The organism is Micromonospora sp. SD19 (assembly GCF_054462275.1).
Genome location: NZ_JBTLMN010000004.1, coordinates 415,038 through 431,987 on the forward strand (window position 1 = coordinate 415,038; position 16,950 = coordinate 431,987).

Genomic DNA, 16,950 nt, shown 5'->3' on the forward strand with positions numbered 1-16,950 from the left:
TCACTGACCAGCCTGGTCCAGTACGCCCCAGCGACGCCGGATCGCCTTGTCCGCAGCGCCGAACGCGGCGTCCACGACCAGGCCGACGACCAGGATGACGATCATCGTGGAGAGCAGCCAGGGCGCGTCGGACAGTTCGCGGGAGTAGGTGAGCTGGGCGCCGAGTGAGGTCTGCGAGATGCCGACCACGAGCAGCTCACCGGCCATCAGGCTGCGCCAGGAGAACGCCCAGCCCTGCTTGAGCCCGGCGACGATCGCCGGCAGGGCGGCCGGAGCGATGACGTACCGGTAGAGGTTGAGCCCACGGGCGCCCAGGTTGCGGCCGGCGCGCAGCAGCAGCGGCGGCACGTAGTCCACTCCGGAGATCACCCCGTTGGCGATGGACGGTGCCGCTCCGAGCACCACCACGAAGAAGATCGCCTTCTCGCTCAGCTCGAAGAGCAGGATGGCCAGCGGGAACCAGGCGATCGACGGCATGGTCTGCAACGCGGTGATCATCGAGCCGATGGCGGCGCGCAGCACGGTGGACCGGGCCACCGCGAGGCCGAGCAGCAGGCCGACGGCGACCGAGAAGACGTACCCGAGGGCGGCCCGGCGCAACGTGGTGACCAGGCCGTCCCAGAGCTGCGGGCTCTGGGCCTGGGCCATCAGCTCGCGGCCGACCTCCAGCGGGCCGGGCAGCGAGTACGGCGGCTTCCAACCCGAGAGGACCACGAGTTGCCAGGCGGCGATGGCGATGGCCAGCGCGGCGAGCTTGGGCCAGGTGGCCGCCCAGAGGCGGGTGCCCCGGGAGACGTCCTTGTCCCGACCGGCGATCTCCAGCGCGTCCAGGCCGGTGATCTCGGCGTCGGTACGGGCCGAACTGGTGAGGGTGTCACTGGCCATGGCGGCCCACCTCCGTACGGAGCCGCTCGGTGACCTCGGCGGCGATGGCCGCGACCTCGGGGGAGTCGATCCGACGGGGGCGCGGGATGGTCACCTCGGTGGAGTAGATGATCCGGCCGGGTCGGCTGGAGAGCAGGATGATCCGGTCGGCCAGTCGGGCCGCCTCGCGGACGTTGTGCGTCACGAAGAGCACCGAGAGTTGGCGCTCGGACCAGATCCGTTCCAGCTCGTCGTGCAGGATGTCCCGGGTCATCGCGTCCAGCGCGCCGAACGGCTCGTCCATCAGCAGCACAGGGGTGTCCAGGGCCAACGTGCGGGCCAGCGCGACCCGTTGCCGCATCCCGCCGGAGAGTTCGTGCGGGCGCTTGCGGCCGAACTCGCCCAGGTGCACCGTCCGCAGCAGTTCGGCGACCCGCTCGCGGCGTTGGGCCCGGGGGAGCCGGCGCAGCTTGAGGGGGACCTCCACGTTGGCGTCGACGGTCAGCCACGGAAAGAGCGCCGGTTCCTGGAACATCAGGCCCGGGTTGACGTCGCCGGCCAGGGTGATCTGGCCACCGCTGACCCGGTCCAGCCCGGCCACCAGGTTGAGCAGGGTGCTCTTGCCGCAGCCGGACGCGCCGACCAGGCAGACGAACTCGCCGGGCGCGACGTCCAGCGACACACCGTCCAGGGCCAGGACGGCGCTCGACCCGCGTCCGTACACCTTGGTCACGCCGGAGAGCGCGACGGCTGTGGTCGCGCTCCGCGGCGTCGTCGTGGTCGACGTCATGGCTGGACGACCTCGGGCTTGCCGGCGGCCTTCAGCGCGTTGTTGAGGTACTTCAGGTCGTACAGGCCCTTGAGGTCCACCGGCTCGGTCAGCTGCACGTCGACGGCGTGGTCGAGCCCGGCCTTGAGGGAGGACGGGATCGGGTCGTTGGTGAACTCCAACGTCGGCCACGCCTGCTTGATCAGCTTCAGGTCCAGCGGCTTGCCGGTGATCTTGCCGATCGCGTCGGAGATGGCCTGCTGCGCCTCCTCCGGCTTGGTGTTGACGAACTCGTTGGCGGCCACCTGGCCGTCGACCAGCTTCTGCACCACGTCCGGGTGCGCCTTGAGGAACTTCGTGCTCACCAGCAGGTTGGTGATGACGAACTTCTTGTCGGGCCACAGGTCACGCTCGTCGACGAGCACCGTGCCGCCGGCGTTGACCAGGCGGGAGACGAACGGCTCGGGCACCCACGCCCCGTCGATCGCGCCACTGGTGAACGTCTCGATGGTCTGGGCGTTCTCCTGCGGCACGATCTTGACGTCACCGCCACCCTCCTTGGTGGTGGTGAGGCCCTGCTGCTTGAGCCAGTACCGGACCGCCACGTCCTGGGTGTTGCCCAGCTGCGGGGTGGCGATCTTTTTGCCCTTCAGGTCCTGCGCCCCGGTGATGCCGGGCTTGACCACCAGCGCCACGCCGCCGGACGCCGCTCCGGAGATGACCCGGACAGCCTCGCCCTTGGACTTGGAGAAGGCGTTCACCGTCGGGTTCGGACCGATGTAGGTGGCGTCCAGCGCGCCGGAGAAGACCGCCTCGATGGCGGCCGGGCCGGCGTTGAAGGTCTTCGGGTCCAGCTTGACGTCGGTGCCGAGCTTCTCCGCGAAGATGCCCTTCTCCACGCCGACGACCGCTGGCGCGTGGGTGATGTTGGGGAAGTAGCCGAGGCGCAGCGTCACCGGGCCGGAGCTGCCGCCCGCGCCCTCGCTGTCGTCGCCGCACCCGGCGGTGCTGCCCAGGGTCGCCGCGCCGAGGGCGGCGAGGGTCATCAGCGTGACCGTCCGGCGCAGGGGGAGCCGTCTCATCGTCCATCCAATCCGCAGTATTCCTACTTAGTTGGTAGGAAGAGTGGGCCAGGCCGTGGTCAGCGTCAAGACCCATCCACATGGCGGGATGGCGCGTCTCAGTTATGTCGGCATTTCCTACCAGCTTGCTGTGATAAGCGGCGTAGCGTTGGCGGGGAGCGACCGGCTGCTGGCCGGGACGAGCCCGGAGCGGATCGCCGCCGCAAAGGCCCGGTTCCGTCGGACCGACTCGGCCGCACCGCGAGGAGGCCGAACGGGTCGCCAACGAGGTGCTGACCCTGGTGACCGCCCCCGTCGCGGCGGCTCCGGGAAGGTCGCGGGTGGCGACCGTGTCGACGCGCTAGGGTCGACTCCGTGGCGGCGCGGAGATCCAGAATTCCAGCGACGAAGTATCCGGTCGAGCGGTTCACCCTCGACAACGGCCTGCGGGTGGTGCTCACCCCCGATCGCAGTGCCCCGGTGATCGGGGTGGCGGTGGTCTACGACGTCGGCATCCGCTCGGAGCCCGAGGGGCGCACCGGCTTCGCCCACCTCTTCGAGCACCTGATGTTCCAGGGCTCGGAAAACCTGGAGAAGCTGGCTCACTTCCGACACGTGCAGGGCGCGGGCGGCACCTTCAACGGCTCCACCCACCTGGACTACACCGACTACTTCGAGACGTTGCCGAGCAACGCGCTGGAACGCGCACTGTTCCTGGAGGCGGACCGGATGCGCGGCCCTCGGCTGACCGAGGAGAACCTGCGCAACCAGGTCGACGTGGTCAAGGAGGAGATCCGGGTCAACGTCCTCAACCGGCCGTACGGCGGTTTCCCCTGGCTGACCCTGCCGCCGGTCATGTTCGACACCTTCCCCAACGCCCACGACGGCTACGGCTCCTTCGACGACCTGGAGTCGGCGACCGTCGCCGACGCAGCGGACTTCTTCCGCCGCTACTACGCCAGCGGCAACGCCGTGCTCGCCGTCAGCGGTGACATCGACGTGGCCGAGGCGACCGAGCTGGTCAGCCGGCACTTCGGCGACGTGCCGGCCCGGCCGGCACCGCAACGGCCCGACTTCACCGAACCCGACCTGAGCGCCGAGCGGCGCACCTCGTACACCGACGCCCTGGCGCCGCTGCCGGCGGTGGCCGGCGCGTGGCGGGTGCCCGACCCGGTCACCGACTTCGCCGGCTACCTGCCGTACGTGGTGCTGGCCGAGGTGCTCACCGACGGCGACGCGTCGCGGCTGGTCGAGCGGCTGGTGCAGCGCGACCGCACAGTGACCAGCCTCGGCGGATACCTCGGTTTCATGGGCGACCCGTTCGACGTCCGCGACCCCACCGCGCTGCTGTTGCAGGCGCACCTGCCGCCCGGGGGTGACGTGGACAAGGTGCTGCGCACCATCGACGAGGAGCTGGACCGGCTGGCCACCGACGGGCTGACCGACGGTGAGCTGGCCCGCACCCAGGCCCGGATGGCGACCCACCTGCTGCGGGACACCGACGCGGTGCTCGGTCGGGCGCTGCGGATGGCAGTGTTGGAGCAGCAACGCGGCGAGCCGGGCCTGCTCAACGAGTTGCCCCGGCTGGTCGGCGAGGTCACCGAGGAGCAGGTCCGGGCCGCCGCGGCCACAGTGCGTCCGGAGCGTCGCGCCGCCATCGAAGTCATCCCCGGAGGTGCCCGATGACCGGGACTGTGGCCGCCGCGCCGCGCACGCTTCCCCCGCTCGGTCCGACCCGCAAGCTCAAGGTGCCCAAGCAGGCCGAGCGGACGCTGCCCAACGGGCTCACCGTGATCGCGGTACGCCGGCCCGCCGTGCCCCTGGTCGAACTGCGGCTCTGGGTGCCGTTCGGTCGGGTGCACCTGGCCCGCGGCGCGATGCTCTCGCAGACCATGCTCTCCGGCACCGGGTCGATGACCAGCGTGCAGATCGCCGCCGAGTTGCAGAAGGTGGGCGGCGGGCTCTCCGCGGGCGTCGACCCGGACCGGCTGATGCTCTCCGGCGCCGGCCTGGTCACCGGTCTGGACCGGATGCTGGAGCTGCTGGCCGAGGTGCTGACCGGCGCCAGCTACCCCAGCGACGAGGTGGCCACCGAACGGGACCGACTGGTCGACCGGATCCAGGTGGCGCAGAGTCAACCGGCGCACCTGGCCCGGGAGGCGCTGCTCAAGCGGATCTACGGCCGGCACCCGTACGCGACGCAGACGCCCGAGCCCGACCAGATCCGGGCCGTCCGACCGGCGGCCCTGCGCACCCTGCACTCGGAGCGGGTGCATCCGACCGGCGCGCAGTTGGTGCTGGTCGGTGACGTGCAGCCGGAGAAGGCGTTGGACGCCGCCGAGCGGGCACTCGGCGGCTGGTCGGGTGCCGGGCGTGTGGCCGACCTGCCGGCGACCCCGCCGCTGGAGCCGGGGCCGCTGCTGCTTGTCGACCGGCCGGGCTCGGTGCAGTCGTCGCTGCGGATCGCGCTTCCGGCGGTGTCGCGCACCGACCCGGACCACGCCCCGCTGCAACTCGCCAACCTGATCTTCGGCGGCTACTTCTCCTCCCGGTGGGTGGAGAACATCCGCGAGGACAAGGGCTACACGTACGGCCCGCACTCGGGTATCGAGCACTCCGTCGCCGGGTCGGTGCTGGTCGCCGCCGCCGACGTGGCCACCGAGGTCACCGGTCCGGCGCTGCTGGAGACGACGTACGAGCTGGGCCGGTTGGCGTCGCTGCCACCGAAGCCCGAGGAGTTGGAGCAGGCCCGGCAGTACGCTCTGGGCACCCTTCAGCTCGGCATGTCCACCCAGGCCGGGCTGGCCGCGTTGACCAGCGCGTACGCGGGCAACGGGCTACGCCTGGACTTCCTCGCCGAGTACGCGGCGCGGTTGGCGAAGGCGAGCATCGAGGACGTGGCGCAGGCGGCGGCCCGGTACCTGGCACCGGCTCGGGCGGCGATCGTGGTGCTCGGCGACGCGGAGCGGATCACCCCGGGGCTGGCCGCGCTGACCGCTGTCCACACCGAGCGACAGGCGTGAGCGGGGAGGCGGCGCCGCCGTTGGCGCGGTCCACGCTGGATCGGGCGGCGCACCGGCGGGGCGACTCGCAGTGGTTGACCGAGGCGTGGTTGCGCGCCCGGGTGCTGCTGATCGACTCGACCGACGACGGTCGGACGCTGGCCCGCACCGAGACGTCGCCGCCGACGTTGGTGCTGTTCGGGGCGGGTGACGTGCCCGCCGGCTCCGAGTCGGCGGCGATGTTCCTGGGGGTCGAGCCGGACGGGGTGCCGGTCTTCGCCGTCGACGCGCCGCTGCCGGCGATCCCGGGGACCCGGGCGGTCCACCTCCGCGAGGTGGGTCACCTGCTCGCCGACCGGGAGGCCGGCATCTTCACCACCGCGCTGGCACTCGTCAACTGGCACACCCGGCACGGTTACTCGACCAGCACCGGTGCGCCGACCGCGATGGACGAGGCCGGTTGGTCCCGGGTGGACCGCAACGGCGGGCGGATCTGGCCGCGTACCGACCCGGCGATGATCGTGCTCGTTCACGACGGGGTGGACGGCCCGGACGGCCGCTGCCTGCTCGGCAACAACGCCGGCTGGCAGGGCACCCCCGGTGGTCGCCGCTACTCCTGCCTGGCCGGCTACGTCGAGCCGGGCGAGTCGGCGGAGGCGGCAGTGTTGCGCGAGGTCCGCGAGGAGGTGGGCATCGGGGTCGAGCGCATCGGGTACGTGGGCAGCCAGGCCTGGCCGTTCCCCGGTTCGCTGATGCTGGGCTTCCTTGCCACCGCGAACCCGGCCGAGCCGGTGCGGGTCGACCCGTCCGAGATCGCGTACGCCCGGTGGTTCTCCCGCCAGGAGATCGGGGCGGCACTGGCCGGGCAGACGGTCGACGTGGGCGACGGGGCCCGACTGGTCCTGCCGCCGCCGTCGTCGATCGCGCTCTTCCTCATTCACCGGTGGCTGGACGGCTGGGTGGACGCCGACCGCTGAGCGCGGTCCCGGCCCGCGGCCGCCGTTGCCGCGACGGTCACGGGCCGGGAACACGGGCCGTCGTGGTCGGCGGGTGCGAGTAACGCGGCGGGGGAGCCGGTCCGACCACGACGGACGACCTGTGAATCAGGTGCCGGTACGGCCCGGTCTGTGTCGGAAGGCGGGCCGCGACTCGATCAGCGGGAGGACCTTGACCCGCTGCTTGCCGGCGCGGACCGCGCCGACGGTGGCCAGGGCGCGGGCCAGCAGCAGCGCGGCGTCCCGGTCCTCGGCGTGCACGATCTGACGTCGCGGCTCGGGCGCGGTCGTCTCGTCGCGAAGTCGATGGCCGTCCGCCCAGGCGGCGGCGATGTCCCCGTCGGCGACGGCGCGGATGTCGGTGCGAACGATCAGGAACCGCATGTGGGTCTCCGGATGAACCGCGACGGATGAGCAGTGTGGAAGTTCCACGTATCCGAGGGCCATGTTACGCCCCGTGTTCGTCTCAGCAACTGAAACGCGCCTATCGGTTTCGAGCCTCGTCCGATCAGTCGATGGCTGCTCAGCAGGGTTGGCGGGTCACCGGGCGACGGGTCGACGGGTGTGACGAGACGGGGCCGCCGGCGCTACGCCGACGGCCCCGTACCCGATGACCGGGTCAGTTCAGATCGAACTGGCCCTTCTTGGCGCCGGTGATGAAACCGAGCCACCCCGCGCGGTTGAACAGCAGCACCGGGCCGCCCCGGTCCTTGCTGTCGCGTAGGGCGACCGCCGACGGGCCGGTGGCGAGCGGGGCGACCTCCACACAGTTGGAGGTCTGGCTGCGGGTGCTGGTACGCCACGGGGCGTCCGCCAACGAGTGGGCGGAGACGGACGGCGTGTTGCGGATGTCGTTCATGGTTCTGCTCCTGATGTGCAGCGATCCGATGGGACGAGTGGTGCCGCACGCCCGACGGAGGTCCCCCGTGGATCACCGGTCCGTCAGTCGCCCCGAACCCTGGCGGCGTTGGGTCGGCGCCGTTGCCGGCCCGAACGCCACTGTGGATGGGGGCGTCGCCTCGGTCAGCCGTCCCGCCGCCTCGATCAGCCAGGAGAGGGTGTCCGAGGCGTTAAGTGCCGCCGTGCATAGCCACTCGAACACCACTTTATAGCGATTTAGCGTGATTGCCTCGGTCGACATGACGTCGGTGAAGCCACCTTCGATGGCCAATGTCTCCGGATCGAGGGGATCGGCGAACCGATAGACCGAGAACGCGGTCGGCGGAAGGAACCAACTGCCGATCTGGGTGTCCCGGAGCAGCACGTGCAGGGTCACGTTCGGCAGCAGGGCCAGCTCGCAGAGTTGGAGCAGCTGCTCGTGCAGCACCTCCGGCGGCCCGGCCCGGCGGCCGAGAGCGGCCTCCTCCAGCACGGCGGTGTAGCGGGGAGCGTGCGGCTCCCGGGTGAGCAGCGACTGGCGGGCCAATCGCGCCTGCACCTCGGTCTCCGGCTCGTCGCCGGGCTCCGGCTCGCCCGCGCCCGCGCTCACCTGGCGGGCCGACACGATCCGCAGCTGGGCGTACCCGGGGGTCTGCAACAGGCCCGGCACCAGCACCGGGTTGTACTCGGAGATTTCCGCGCAGCCCGCCTCCAACTCGGCCCAGCCGCGCTGCTGCTGCGTCATCACCGGGAAGTTCTTCAACCAGCCGCGCATGTCGCCGGCCTCGTTGGTGATGCCCAGCAGTTCGTCGTGCAGCGCCTGGTCGGCGCCGTAGAGGTCGAGCAGGTCGCCGACGTCCTGCGGGTCCGGTCGGCTGCGGCCATTCTCCAGGCGGGACAGTTTGGACGCGGAGGCCCAACCGATACGCTCGATGACCTGATCGCCGGTGAGGCCCGCGGCCTCACGCAGGCGGCGCAGCTCGATGCCCAACCGGCGACGACGCAGGATCGGGCTGGGTGCGGCAGGAGGCACAGTGTCCTCTTTCCCGTCGACCGCCGCAGACGCGACGGTAACTGTATGAAATTCGCCCCCCACGGTCAGTATGGACGGCGCGACCGGTGTCGGAGGTTCCGGCGAGGGCGTGTCTTGCGAAAATCGGACCACGGGAATGCCGGACGACGACGGACCCGCGGTCGCGGCCGTCGACCTCGCCCACCTGGGCACGCCATCCCGCCGGAGGGACCCATGCGCACGATCCTGCGCCGACCCGACTTCCGTCTGCTCTTCGGCGGCCTGCTGGCCAGCATGACCGCCGAGTCGATCCTGCTGCTGGCACTCGCCATCTGGGTCAAGGATCTGACTGGCTCGGACGGGTTGGCCGGTGCCACGATCTTCGCGGTCATCGCGCCGATGACGCTGGCACCGCTGGTCGGCTGGGTCGTGGACCGCTACCCGCGCCGACCGTTCTTCGTCGCCGCGAACGTGGCGACCGCCGCCCTGCTCACCCCGCTGTTCACCGTCCACGACGCGGGCGACGTCTGGGTCGTCTACCTGGTGGCCGCCCTCTACGGACTCTCGTCCATCACGCTCGGTGCGGCGCTCAGCGGGCTCATCCGCGAGTTGGTGCCGGTCGAGCTGCTGGCCGAGGCGAACGGCGTGCTGCAGACCGTACGCCAGGGGATACGACTGGTCGGCCCGCTGGTGGGCGCGGCTCTCTACGCGGCGCTCGGCGGCTGGGCGCTGGCCGGAATCGGCATGGTCGGATTTCTGACCGCGGCGGCGGTGGTGACCGCGCTGCCCGCCCCGCAACAGGTGCCGCCGACCGTACGGCTGCGGTGGCCGGCCGAGCTGGGCGCCGGCCTGCGGCACCTGGCCGGCGAGCCGGCCCTGCGGCGGGCCCTGCTCGGCTACGGGCTCGGCTCACTGGTGATGGGCTTCAGCGAGTCGCTCATCTTCGCCTACGTGGACCAGGGGCTGAACCGGGATGCCGCGTTCGTGGGTGTGCTGGTCACCGTGCAGGGCGTTGGTGGTCTGCTCGGCGGACTCTGCTCACCGACGCTGGTCCGCCGGCTCGGCGAGGTCGGCACGCTGGCCGCCGGGGTCGCCTTCTTCTCGCCGGCCGCGCTCGCGCTCGCGTACCCCGATCTGCGGCTCGGGTTCGCGGCGGTGCTGCTGGCCGGGGTCTCGCTCCCGCTGACGATGGTGGGTTTGCACACGCTGATCCAGCGCCGCACCCCGCCCGCGCTGGTCGGCCGGGTCGCCGCGGCCACCCAGGCGGTGGTCAGCGGGCCGCAGGCGTTCTCCATCGGGGCGGGTGCCCTGCTGGTCGGGTTACTGGACTACCGGCTGCTGTTCGCGCTGGTCGGAGTGGCCACCCTGGCCGCCGGTAGCTACCTGTGGCGGGGCCGCCACCTGAGCGCGCCGCCCGGGGCACCCGCACCGACGCCACCCACCCGCCCGACGCTCCCGGCACCCCGCCGACCGGTTGAGGACACCGACCGACCCGGACTTCCAACGCCCGCCGACCGTCGCCACCGTGACTCGTGCCCAGACACGACGAACGGCCGCCCCGGTGGGGCGGCCGTGCGCCGAGGATGAACCGGCAGATCAGGCGTTGAGGGTTTCCAGGTGCTGCTTGACCTGGGTGATCGAGGGATTCGTCAGCGCGCTGCCGTCGGCGAAGCGCAGCGTCGGCACCGTCTGGTTACCGCCGTTGACACTCATCACGAACTCCGCGGCCTTCGGGTCCTGCTCGATGTCGACCACCTCGTAACCGATGCCCTCCCGGTCGAGCTGCGACTTCAGCCGGTGGCAGTAGCCGCACCAGGGGGTGGAATACATCGTCAACATGGTCGGATCCTCCAACTCCTCCGGCCGCGGCTTGCCGATCAAGCCGAGGCTGTTCGCTGCAACGCTGGGAGGAGCTGAGATGATTCCTGGTTGTGGCGGTTCACTCAGCGTCGGAACAGGTGCTCGCCGGGCTGGACCCGGAGCAACGCGCCGCGGTGACCGCACCCGCCGGCCCGGTCTGCATCCTGGCCGGCGCCGGCACCGGCAAGACCCGCGCGATCACCTCCCGAATCGCCCACCGGGCGCTCTCCGGGGAGATCTCCCCCCGACACGTGCTCGCTGTCACCTTCACCGCCCGCGCCGCCGCCGAGATGCGGAGTCGTCTCACGGTGCTCGGGGTGGGTGGCGTCCAGGCGCGGACGTTCCACGCCGCCGCGCTGCGTCAGGTGCGGTACTTCGCGCCCCGGCTGCTGGCCGGGCGTGCCATGCCCGAACTGCTGGACAGCAAGGTACGACTGGTCACCCTCGCTGCCGCCCGGGTCGGCCTGCGTACCGACCGGGCCGCCGCCCGCGACCTGGCCGGCGAGATCGAGTGGGCGAAGTCGTCGCTCGTCGAACCGACGGACTACGTGGTGGCCGCGGCCCGGGCGCTGCGCGACACACCCCACGAGCCGGCGAAGGTGGCCGACGTGTTCACCGCGTACGAGCAGCTCAAGCGCTCGAACGGTGTGATCGACTTCGAGGACATGCTGCGGGCCGCGGTGTGGGGGATCGAGGAGCACCCGGACGTCGGTGAGCAGGTCCGTGGCCAGTACCGGCACTTCGTCGTCGACGAGTACCAGGACGTCAACCCCCTCCAACAGCGGTTGCTGGACGCCTGGCTCGGCGGCCGGGACGACCTGACAGTGGTCGGGGACGCCAGCCAGACGATCTACTCGTTCACCGGGGCGACGTCGGCGTACCTGGTCGACTTCCCGCGCCGACACCGCAACGCCACGGTGGTCCGGCTGGTCCGTGACTACCGCTCCACCCCGCAGGTGGTCGGGCTGGCCAACGCGGTGATCTCCCAGGCCCGGGGCACCGAGGCGCGCCTGCGCCTGGAACTGAGCGGCCAGCGCCCCCCGGGCCCCGAACCGGATCTGCGGATCTTCACCGACGAGCCGGCGGAGGCGAACGCGGTGGCCGCGCGTTGCCGTTCCCTGATCGACGCGGGCACCCCGGCGAAGGAGATCGCCGTGCTGTTCCGGGTCAACGCCCAGTCCGAGGCGTACGAGAAGGCGCTCACCGAGGCCGAGGTGCCGTACGTCGTGCAAGGCGCGGAGCGGTTCTTCGAACGGGCCGAGGTGCGCCAGGCGATGGTCGCGCTGCGTGCCGCCACCCGCTCGATCCCGGGAGAGACACCGTTGCCGGCCGCCGTCGTCGAGGCGCTCACCGCCGTCGGCTGGACCCCGGACACCCCACCGACCGGCGGTGCCGCCCGCGAGCGGTGGGAGGCGCTGTCCGCGCTGGTCCAGCTCGCCGAGGAGTACGCGGCGACCCCCGAGGTCGTGCCGATCGGCGAGGCCGCCTCGGTGGAACGCCCGGTCACCCTCACCGACTTCACCGAGGAACTGGCCCGCCGGGCCGCCCAGCAGCACGTACCGACCGTGGACGGCGTGACGCTGGCGTCCCTGCACTCGGCGAAGGGCCTGGAGTGGGACGCGGTCTTCCTGGTCGGTCTCGCCGAGGGCACCCTGCCCACCACGTACGCGAAGACCGTCGAGCAGGTCGAGGAGGAGCGCCGGCTGCTCTACGTCGGGATCACCCGCGCACGCGAGTGGCTCTGGCTGTCGTACGCGGCCGCGCGGTCGCCGGGCGGACGGGCCCGGCGGCCGTCGCGGTTCCTGCCCCACCTGGACCGCTCCGGCGGCACCGAACGGGCCAGCGGCGGCACCGGTCCGGCCCGCCGTCCCGAGCGGCGACGCACCCAGATCGTCTCCTGCCGGATCTGCGGTGCCACTCTGCTCGCCGGCCCGGACCGAAAGCTCGGCCGCTGCCCCACCTGCCCGTCCGACATCGACGATGAGCTGCACGAACGGCTGCGCGAGTGGCGGCAGCGGGTGGCCGGTGCGCAGAAGGTCCCGGCGTACGTGGTCTTCACCGACGCGACGCTCGTCGCGTTGGCCGAGCGGCGACCGGCCCGGTCGGAGGAGCTGATCGCCATCGCCGGTATCGGCCCCCGCAAGCTGGGCCTCTACGGGGAGTCGGTGCTGGCCCTCGTGGCAGGTGCCGGGGTGGACGATGTCTGCCCGGAGAAAACTTTCGAAATCTCGTCGTAAATTCGTTTGCCCTCGCCCCGGCGCGAGGAATAGCCTCAGGACACACCACGCGAGCGGCGCCATTCCGGCTGCTCACGGGGGCGGTCCAGTCGATTCGAGGAACGTGAGGGAGGTGGCCACCGTGAAGATCTTCACCTATGAGCGTCTGACGGCGATGCCGTCTGTCTGCGCTCCGCTGTCGGCTGTCCGGGTGGCCCTCACGGCTGCACGACCGTCGGTTCCGCAGGTGCACCAGGTTCAGGCCGAGCTGACCCTGACCGTCGCGCCCGTCGGAGTCGAGGGGACCAGTGGCTTCACGGGCATGGGCATCAATGACGTCAAGAAGCGCATGGATGTCCGCGGCGTTCCACCTCGAGGTAAACCGGTCTGACCATCAGACTCCGGCTCACCTCGAGGCCGCGGAACCCGCTTACCGGGATCCGCGGCCTCAGTTTTTTGCCCGCCGTAAGTACGTCGGAATGCGATCCACGAGATCGAAGTGAGAGAGAGGTGACCGGGAGATGAGTCTGGCGTTGGCCCCCCTCGACATGAGCGTCGAGATGGAGGCGAACCTGCCCTGCCGGAAGTTCGACCCCGACCTGTGGTTCTCCGACTCGCCCACCGAGCTCGAGCTGGCCAAGTCGCTCTGCGGGGACTGCCCGCTGCGCGTCGAGTGCCTGGCCGGAGCCGTTGAGCGAGCGGAGCCCTGGGGCGTCTGGGGCGGCGAGATCTTCGAGCGTGGCGCGGTTGTCCCGCGTAAGCGGCCCCGTGGCCGTCCGCGTAAGGAGGACGTCGCCCGAGACGCCGCGCTTCGGGTCGAGGCCGAGGCGCGCCTGGCAGCCAGTGGGCTGTCCGAGGTGCGTGGCGCGGTCCGGCTGGCAGCCTGACATGTTCCCGACCCGTTCCAACGACGCCGGTGTCCTACCGGCAGTGAGTGAGAAAACGATGTTGAACATTCCGAGTGGAGCCTTCGAGATGCAACTACTCAACGAAGCGTTGACCAGGGCTCGAATGCGCCGGCCTCAGGCCGGTCGTACCACCACGAGCACTGAGGCAACCCGATCCGCCCGTACCGTCGCCATGACCGGCCGCAATCAGGCGGCTCGCGACCTGGGCGTTCTCTAGTACCACTCCACTCAGAAGGGCGGGTGCCGACCGGCACCCGCCCTTCCTCACGTTCTCAGGCGACCGGGGCCTCGACCTGCTCAGGCGACCGGGGCGAAGCCGGGCAACCAGCGCTCCAGGATGCTCCGGTAGGGGGCCTTCGCCTCCAACTGGCAGAGCACCCCGATCGATCCGAGCGTCACCCGGTGGATCAGCAGGTACGACGGTGGCAGGTTGAGCTGCCGGCTCAGCTGGTACGTGGGGGAGCGAGGGCTGGCCAGTCGACCCGCCTCGGCCCGCAGCCAGGCTCGGGTGAACCGGAAGCCGTCCGCCGCGATGGGCTCCAGCATGGGACGGATGAAGTCGAGCACCCCCTCGGCGTCGATCTCGTCGGCCGAGCCGATGAACCCCTCCGACCGCAGCCCCGCCACGACCTCGTCGGCGTTGCCGCGCAGGGCCATCGCGGCGATCCGACCGATCGGCTCCGGAGTGCCCTCCGGCATACGGGCCACCGCCCCGAAGTCGATCACGCCGAGCCGACCGTCGGGCAGCAGCCGGAAGTTTCCCGGATGCGGGTCGGCGTGCAGCAGCCCGGCCCGCTGCGGCGCGGAGAGGTGCAGGGTGGCCATCAACCGGCCGGCCTCGTTCCGATCCTCCTCGGTGCCCTCCCGGATGATGTCGGCCAGCGGGGTGCCCGTCACCCACTCGGTGACCAGCACCCGCGGCGAGGCGTTGACCACCTCCGGGATGTAGATCTCCGGATCGTCGGCGTACGCGGACGCGAAGGCGCGCTGCGACTCGGCCTCCAGCTCGTAGTCCAACTCCTCGGTGATCCGTTCGCGCAGTTCGGCCAGGAGCGGCTTGACGTCCAGGCCGGGCTGGATGGCCCGGAACATCCCGCCCAGTCGGGAGAGCTGCTTGAGGTCGGCGAGCAGGGCGTCGCCGGCCCCCGGATATTGGATCTTGACCGCCACGTCGCGGCTGTTCGGTGCGCCCGCCGCGTCGAACCCCGGCTCGCGCCAGCGCGCCCGGTGCACCTGACCGATGCTCGCGGCGGCGGCCGGAACGTCGTTGAACTCGACGAACAGGTCCCGCCAGTCGGGGCCGAGCTGCTCGGCCAGCACCTTGTGCACGCTGGCGGCCGGCAGCGGCGGCGCGGCCTCCTGCAACTTCGTCAACGCCTGCCGGTAGGGCGCGGCGATCTCCTCCGGCAGAGCCGCCTCGAAGACCGACAGCGCCTGGCCGAACTTCATCGCCCCGCCCTTGAGCTGACCTAGGACGCTGAACAGCTGCTCGGCGGTGCGCTGTTGGATCTCCGCCGAGATCACGTCGGAGGCGAGCCCGGTGACGCGCTTTCCCATCCCGAGAACGGTCCGGCCGGCGAAGCCGAGCGGCAGGGCGGCGAGCTTGGCGGTGCGGGACACGGCGCGGCGCGGGATGTCGGTCACCCGGTCATTGTTACCGACCGGAGGGCCCCCCTGCTGCTCTGCGGCCGGGCTGGTGCGGACACTCGACCCTGCGAGCACCCGCACGCCGGGTGTGGCGGCCAACCCCGACGACGGAAACGGCCGGCACCGGCGATCTCCATGGCACCACCAAGCGTCTCCGGTTGGCCCCCGTCCAGCTGCGTCAGCGCCTCGGCCAGCGCGTACCCGCAGGCGGCGAGCAGGGTGCCGGTCGTTCCGGCGGCCACCGGGTCGGCGACGGCGAGTTGAGCGGCGAGCCGCGGCCAGTCCGGGTCGCGGTCGGCCCGGTGCAGCTCGACGCAGTGCAGGCAGGGCCCGGCGGGCGGGCGGACCAACGGCCCGATCACCGGTACGCCTTCGCGGAGTGTGACGAGCAGGTGCGGCTGCCGACGCTGGGCGAAACCGGCGGCGAGCAGCGCGGGAGGCCGGTCCATGCCGAGCTGGATCACCAGGTCGACCCGCCCGGCGCGGCTCGGGTGGGTGCCGGTGCCCGGCGCGACGCGATCGACCGCGGCCCGTACCGCCGATGCCAGCGGGCGACCCAGGTCGGCGGCGGGGATGCCGGTGCCGATCAGGTCGACGGCGCGTACCGGGCCGGTGAGCTGGGGAATCACCTGGCCCACGCCGGACTGGGCCAGCGCCACCGTCAGGGGCCCGCCGAGCGCCCCCGCACCGGTGAGCAGGACGCGGGCCGCCCGCCGCCGACGCAGGACCTGAGCCGGGGTGCCGGGCAGCCGGGAGGCGGTCAGGGCCAGCGCGCCGGCCTCCGCCGCGAGTCGGGCCCGGACCGGGCCGGTCAGGTCGCGGGGGACCAGGCTGTGCGCCGGCACCAACAGGCCGGCAGCTTGCAGCGCGTCGAGCAGGGTACGCGCGTCGTTGGCGCTGACCTGGGCGGTCGTCGCCTCGGCCAGCACGGTGCGCTCGCTGCGGGTGCCGTCGAGCAGGTCGAGCAGGTGGGCCGCGCGGGGGTTGGCCAACTCCAGCAGGACTGCCGGACCGGGGCCGACGCCGAGCTGGAGGGTGTGCCGGTCCCGCCAGAGCCGGTTGAGGCCGGGCAGCAGGGTGGGGCGGAGCAGTGCGGTGCGGCTCATGTCACGAATCGTGACCGCGTCTTCGCGCTCGGTCGATCGTTGTCCACAGGCGGTCAGGCCGCTGTCCAGCGCTATCCACAGGATCTGGCGGGTTTTCCACAGCCCGCGAGCCGTGTTGTCAGCCAGCCGACAGGGCCGCCCCCCGACGCCGGTGGCGTCGAGTGCCGATCGGCAACGGGGGTGGGGTGGCCACCGGCCACCCCACCCCCGTTCATCCCGTTCGGGTCAGACCTTGGCCTTGCCCAGGATGCGGTTCACTGTTGTTCCGCATACCGGACACTTGCCCTTGGCCATGTTCATTCCGGTCTTCGAGACCTCGACGTGCCCCTCGAAGTCCCGCTTCTCCTTGCACTTCACGCAGTAACCGTTGTAGGTCGTCTGGGCCTGGTCGGCCACGGTGCCCTCCTCGTCTCGTCCGCCGGTCAATGCCGTTCCGGCGGGGTGCCCGGCGGCGGGCCACACGGGGCGCCGGCGCTGGGTCTCACTCCGCGGCCACCTTCGTGACCGCTGGTTCGCGGACCCTACCCAGGTCTGGGCAGTTCCATGTCAGCTGTGCATCGACACTGTGAGCAAGTCGACGTCGAGAGTGTGCATGGCGAAATAGGTCGGATAAGTCAGTTTGGCGGGGACA

The 16,950-nt window shown here is 71.4% G+C and carries 17 protein-coding genes; 7 read left to right on the forward strand and 10 right to left on the reverse strand.

What is annotated here, in order from left to right; all coding sequences use genetic code 11:
* Genes ACX27O_RS17530 through ACX27O_RS17540 form a run of 3 tightly spaced genes read right to left on the reverse strand, consistent with a single transcriptional unit; the run spans nucleotide 1 to nucleotide 2,715 of the window.
* On the reverse strand, nucleotides 1-885 hold the full coding sequence (locus ACX27O_RS17530; RefSeq protein WP_030337566.1) for an ABC transporter permease: 885 nt from the start codon (nucleotides 883-885) through the stop codon (nucleotides 1-3).
* Nucleotides 875-1,654, reverse strand: a complete 780-nt coding sequence (locus tag ACX27O_RS17535; protein ID WP_458939740.1) for an ABC transporter ATP-binding protein — start codon at nucleotides 1,652-1,654, stop codon at nucleotides 875-877. The genes ACX27O_RS17530 and ACX27O_RS17535 overlap by 11 nt, the downstream gene beginning before the upstream one ends.
* Nucleotides 1,651-2,715, reverse strand: coding sequence for an ABC transporter substrate-binding protein (locus tag ACX27O_RS17540; protein WP_210857823.1), 1,065 nt, complete (start codon nucleotides 2,713-2,715; stop codon nucleotides 1,651-1,653). Before ACX27O_RS17540 ends, ACX27O_RS17535 begins: the two co-directional genes overlap by 4 nt.
* 354 nt (nucleotides 2,716-3,069) lie before the next feature.
* On the opposite strand from ACX27O_RS17540, the gene ACX27O_RS17545 reads away from it, so the two are divergent.
* The 3 genes from ACX27O_RS17545 to nudC are packed head-to-tail and all read left to right on the forward strand — an operon-like array spanning nucleotide 3,070 to nucleotide 6,673.
* Nucleotides 3,070-4,380: a M16 family metallopeptidase gene (locus tag ACX27O_RS17545; RefSeq protein WP_030337570.1), complete on the forward strand. Its 1,311-nt coding sequence runs from the start codon at nucleotides 3,070-3,072 to the stop codon at nucleotides 4,378-4,380.
* On the forward strand, nucleotides 4,377-5,717 hold the full coding sequence (locus ACX27O_RS17550) for a M16 family metallopeptidase (protein ID WP_210857824.1): 1,341 nt from the start codon (nucleotides 4,377-4,379) through the stop codon (nucleotides 5,715-5,717). Before ACX27O_RS17545 ends, ACX27O_RS17550 begins: the two co-directional genes overlap by 4 nt.
* The gene (gene nudC, locus ACX27O_RS17555) at nucleotides 5,714-6,673 is read left to right on the forward strand and encodes an NAD(+) diphosphatase (protein WP_210857825.1); all 960 of its coding nucleotides are present in this window, start codon (nucleotides 5,714-5,716) and stop codon (nucleotides 6,671-6,673) included. Before ACX27O_RS17550 ends, nudC begins: the two co-directional genes overlap by 4 nt.
* Nucleotides 6,674-6,799: 126 nt before the next feature.
* Here nudC and ACX27O_RS17560 read toward each other — a convergent pair whose 3' ends face one another.
* From ACX27O_RS17560 to ACX27O_RS17570, 3 genes are all read right to left on the reverse strand, one after another.
* Nucleotides 6,800-7,075, reverse strand: a complete 276-nt coding sequence (locus ACX27O_RS17560) for a hypothetical protein (RefSeq protein WP_210866497.1) — start codon at nucleotides 7,073-7,075, stop codon at nucleotides 6,800-6,802.
* 235 nt (nucleotides 7,076-7,310) lie between these two features.
* Nucleotides 7,311-7,550 (reverse strand): DUF397 domain-containing protein, encoded by a 240-nt coding sequence (locus tag ACX27O_RS17565; RefSeq protein ID WP_030337575.1) that lies wholly within the window; start codon nucleotides 7,548-7,550, stop codon nucleotides 7,311-7,313.
* Nucleotides 7,551-7,622: 72 nt separating this feature from the next.
* Nucleotides 7,623-8,603, reverse strand: coding sequence for a helix-turn-helix domain-containing protein (locus ACX27O_RS17570; RefSeq protein WP_030337576.1), 981 nt, complete (start codon nucleotides 8,601-8,603; stop codon nucleotides 7,623-7,625).
* Nucleotides 8,604-8,816: 213 nt separating this feature from the next.
* Here ACX27O_RS17570 and ACX27O_RS17575 point away from each other — a divergent pair, with 213 nt between their 5' ends.
* On the forward strand, nucleotides 8,817-10,169 hold the full coding sequence (locus ACX27O_RS17575; RefSeq protein WP_210857828.1) for an MFS transporter: 1,353 nt from the start codon (nucleotides 8,817-8,819) through the stop codon (nucleotides 10,167-10,169).
* Between the two features lie 9 nt (nucleotides 10,170-10,178).
* On the opposite strand, the gene ACX27O_RS17580 is transcribed toward ACX27O_RS17575, so the two are convergent.
* Entirely contained in the window at nucleotides 10,179-10,421 is a 243-nt protein-coding gene (locus tag ACX27O_RS17580) for a mycoredoxin (RefSeq protein ID WP_030337579.1), read from the reverse strand.
* Between the two features lie 92 nt (nucleotides 10,422-10,513).
* Between ACX27O_RS17580 and ACX27O_RS17585 the strand changes: the two genes are divergently transcribed.
* The 3 genes from ACX27O_RS17585 (at nucleotide 10,514) to ACX27O_RS17595 (ending at nucleotide 13,545) form a co-directional block, all read left to right on the forward strand.
* The gene (locus ACX27O_RS17585; RefSeq protein ID WP_210866498.1) at nucleotides 10,514-12,679 is read left to right on the forward strand and encodes an ATP-dependent DNA helicase UvrD2; all 2,166 of its coding nucleotides are present in this window, start codon (nucleotides 10,514-10,516) and stop codon (nucleotides 12,677-12,679) included.
* 121 nt (nucleotides 12,680-12,800) lie between these two features.
* On the forward strand, nucleotides 12,801-13,049 hold the full coding sequence (locus ACX27O_RS17590) for a hypothetical protein (protein WP_030337582.1): 249 nt from the start codon (nucleotides 12,801-12,803) through the stop codon (nucleotides 13,047-13,049).
* Nucleotides 13,050-13,179: 130 nt separating this feature from the next.
* On the forward strand, nucleotides 13,180-13,545 hold the full coding sequence (locus ACX27O_RS17595; RefSeq protein ID WP_030337583.1) for a WhiB family transcriptional regulator: 366 nt from the start codon (nucleotides 13,180-13,182) through the stop codon (nucleotides 13,543-13,545).
* Nucleotides 13,546-13,863: 318 nt separating this feature from the next.
* Here the strand turns inward: ACX27O_RS17595 and ACX27O_RS17600 are convergent, their stop codons facing one another.
* The 3 genes from ACX27O_RS17600 to ACX27O_RS17610 all read right to left on the reverse strand — a co-directional run bounded on the left by ACX27O_RS17600 (nucleotide 13,864) and on the right by ACX27O_RS17610 (nucleotide 16,715).
* Complete coding sequence (locus tag ACX27O_RS17600) at nucleotides 13,864-15,210, reverse strand: ABC1 kinase family protein (protein ID WP_030337584.1); 1,347 nt, start codon at nucleotides 15,208-15,210, stop codon at nucleotides 13,864-13,866.
* Entirely contained in the window at nucleotides 15,207-16,319 is a 1,113-nt protein-coding gene (locus ACX27O_RS17605) for a TOMM precursor leader peptide-binding protein (RefSeq protein ID WP_358128426.1), read from the reverse strand. Before ACX27O_RS17605 ends, ACX27O_RS17600 begins: the two co-directional genes overlap by 4 nt.
* 225 nt (nucleotides 16,320-16,544) lie before the next feature.
* Nucleotides 16,545-16,715, reverse strand: a complete 171-nt coding sequence (locus ACX27O_RS17610) for a DUF5679 domain-containing protein (protein WP_167457767.1) — start codon at nucleotides 16,713-16,715, stop codon at nucleotides 16,545-16,547.
* Between the last annotated feature and the right edge of the window lie 235 nt (nucleotides 16,716-16,950).

Coding starts and splice junctions, on each gene's coding strand:
- ACX27O_RS17605 (WP_358128426.1), bottom strand. CDS start 16,319: ATGAGCCGCACCGCACTGCTCCGCCCCACCCTGCTGCCCGGCCTCAAC.
- ACX27O_RS17540 (WP_210857823.1), bottom strand. CDS start 2,715: ATGAGACGGCTCCCCCTGCGCCGGACGGTCACGCTGATGACCCTCGCC.
- ACX27O_RS17575 (WP_210857828.1), top strand. CDS start 8,817: ATGCGCACGATCCTGCGCCGACCCGACTTCCGTCTGCTCTTCGGCGGC.
- ACX27O_RS17565 (WP_030337575.1), bottom strand. CDS start 7,550: ATGAACGACATCCGCAACACGCCGTCCGTCTCCGCCCACTCGTTGGCG.
- ACX27O_RS17535 (WP_458939740.1), bottom strand. CDS start 1,654: ATGACGTCGACCACGACGACGCCGCGGAGCGCGACCACAGCCGTCGCG.
- ACX27O_RS17560 (WP_210866497.1), bottom strand. CDS start 7,075: ATGCGGTTCCTGATCGTTCGCACCGACATCCGCGCCGTCGCCGACGGG.
- ACX27O_RS17580 (WP_030337579.1), bottom strand. CDS start 10,421: ATGTTGACGATGTATTCCACCCCCTGGTGCGGCTACTGCCACCGGCTG.
- ACX27O_RS17530 (WP_030337566.1), bottom strand. CDS start 885: ATGGCCAGTGACACCCTCACCAGTTCGGCCCGTACCGACGCCGAGATC.
- ACX27O_RS17595 (WP_030337583.1), top strand. CDS start 13,180: ATGAGTCTGGCGTTGGCCCCCCTCGACATGAGCGTCGAGATGGAGGCG.
- ACX27O_RS17550 (WP_210857824.1), top strand. CDS start 4,377: ATGACCGGGACTGTGGCCGCCGCGCCGCGCACGCTTCCCCCGCTCGGT.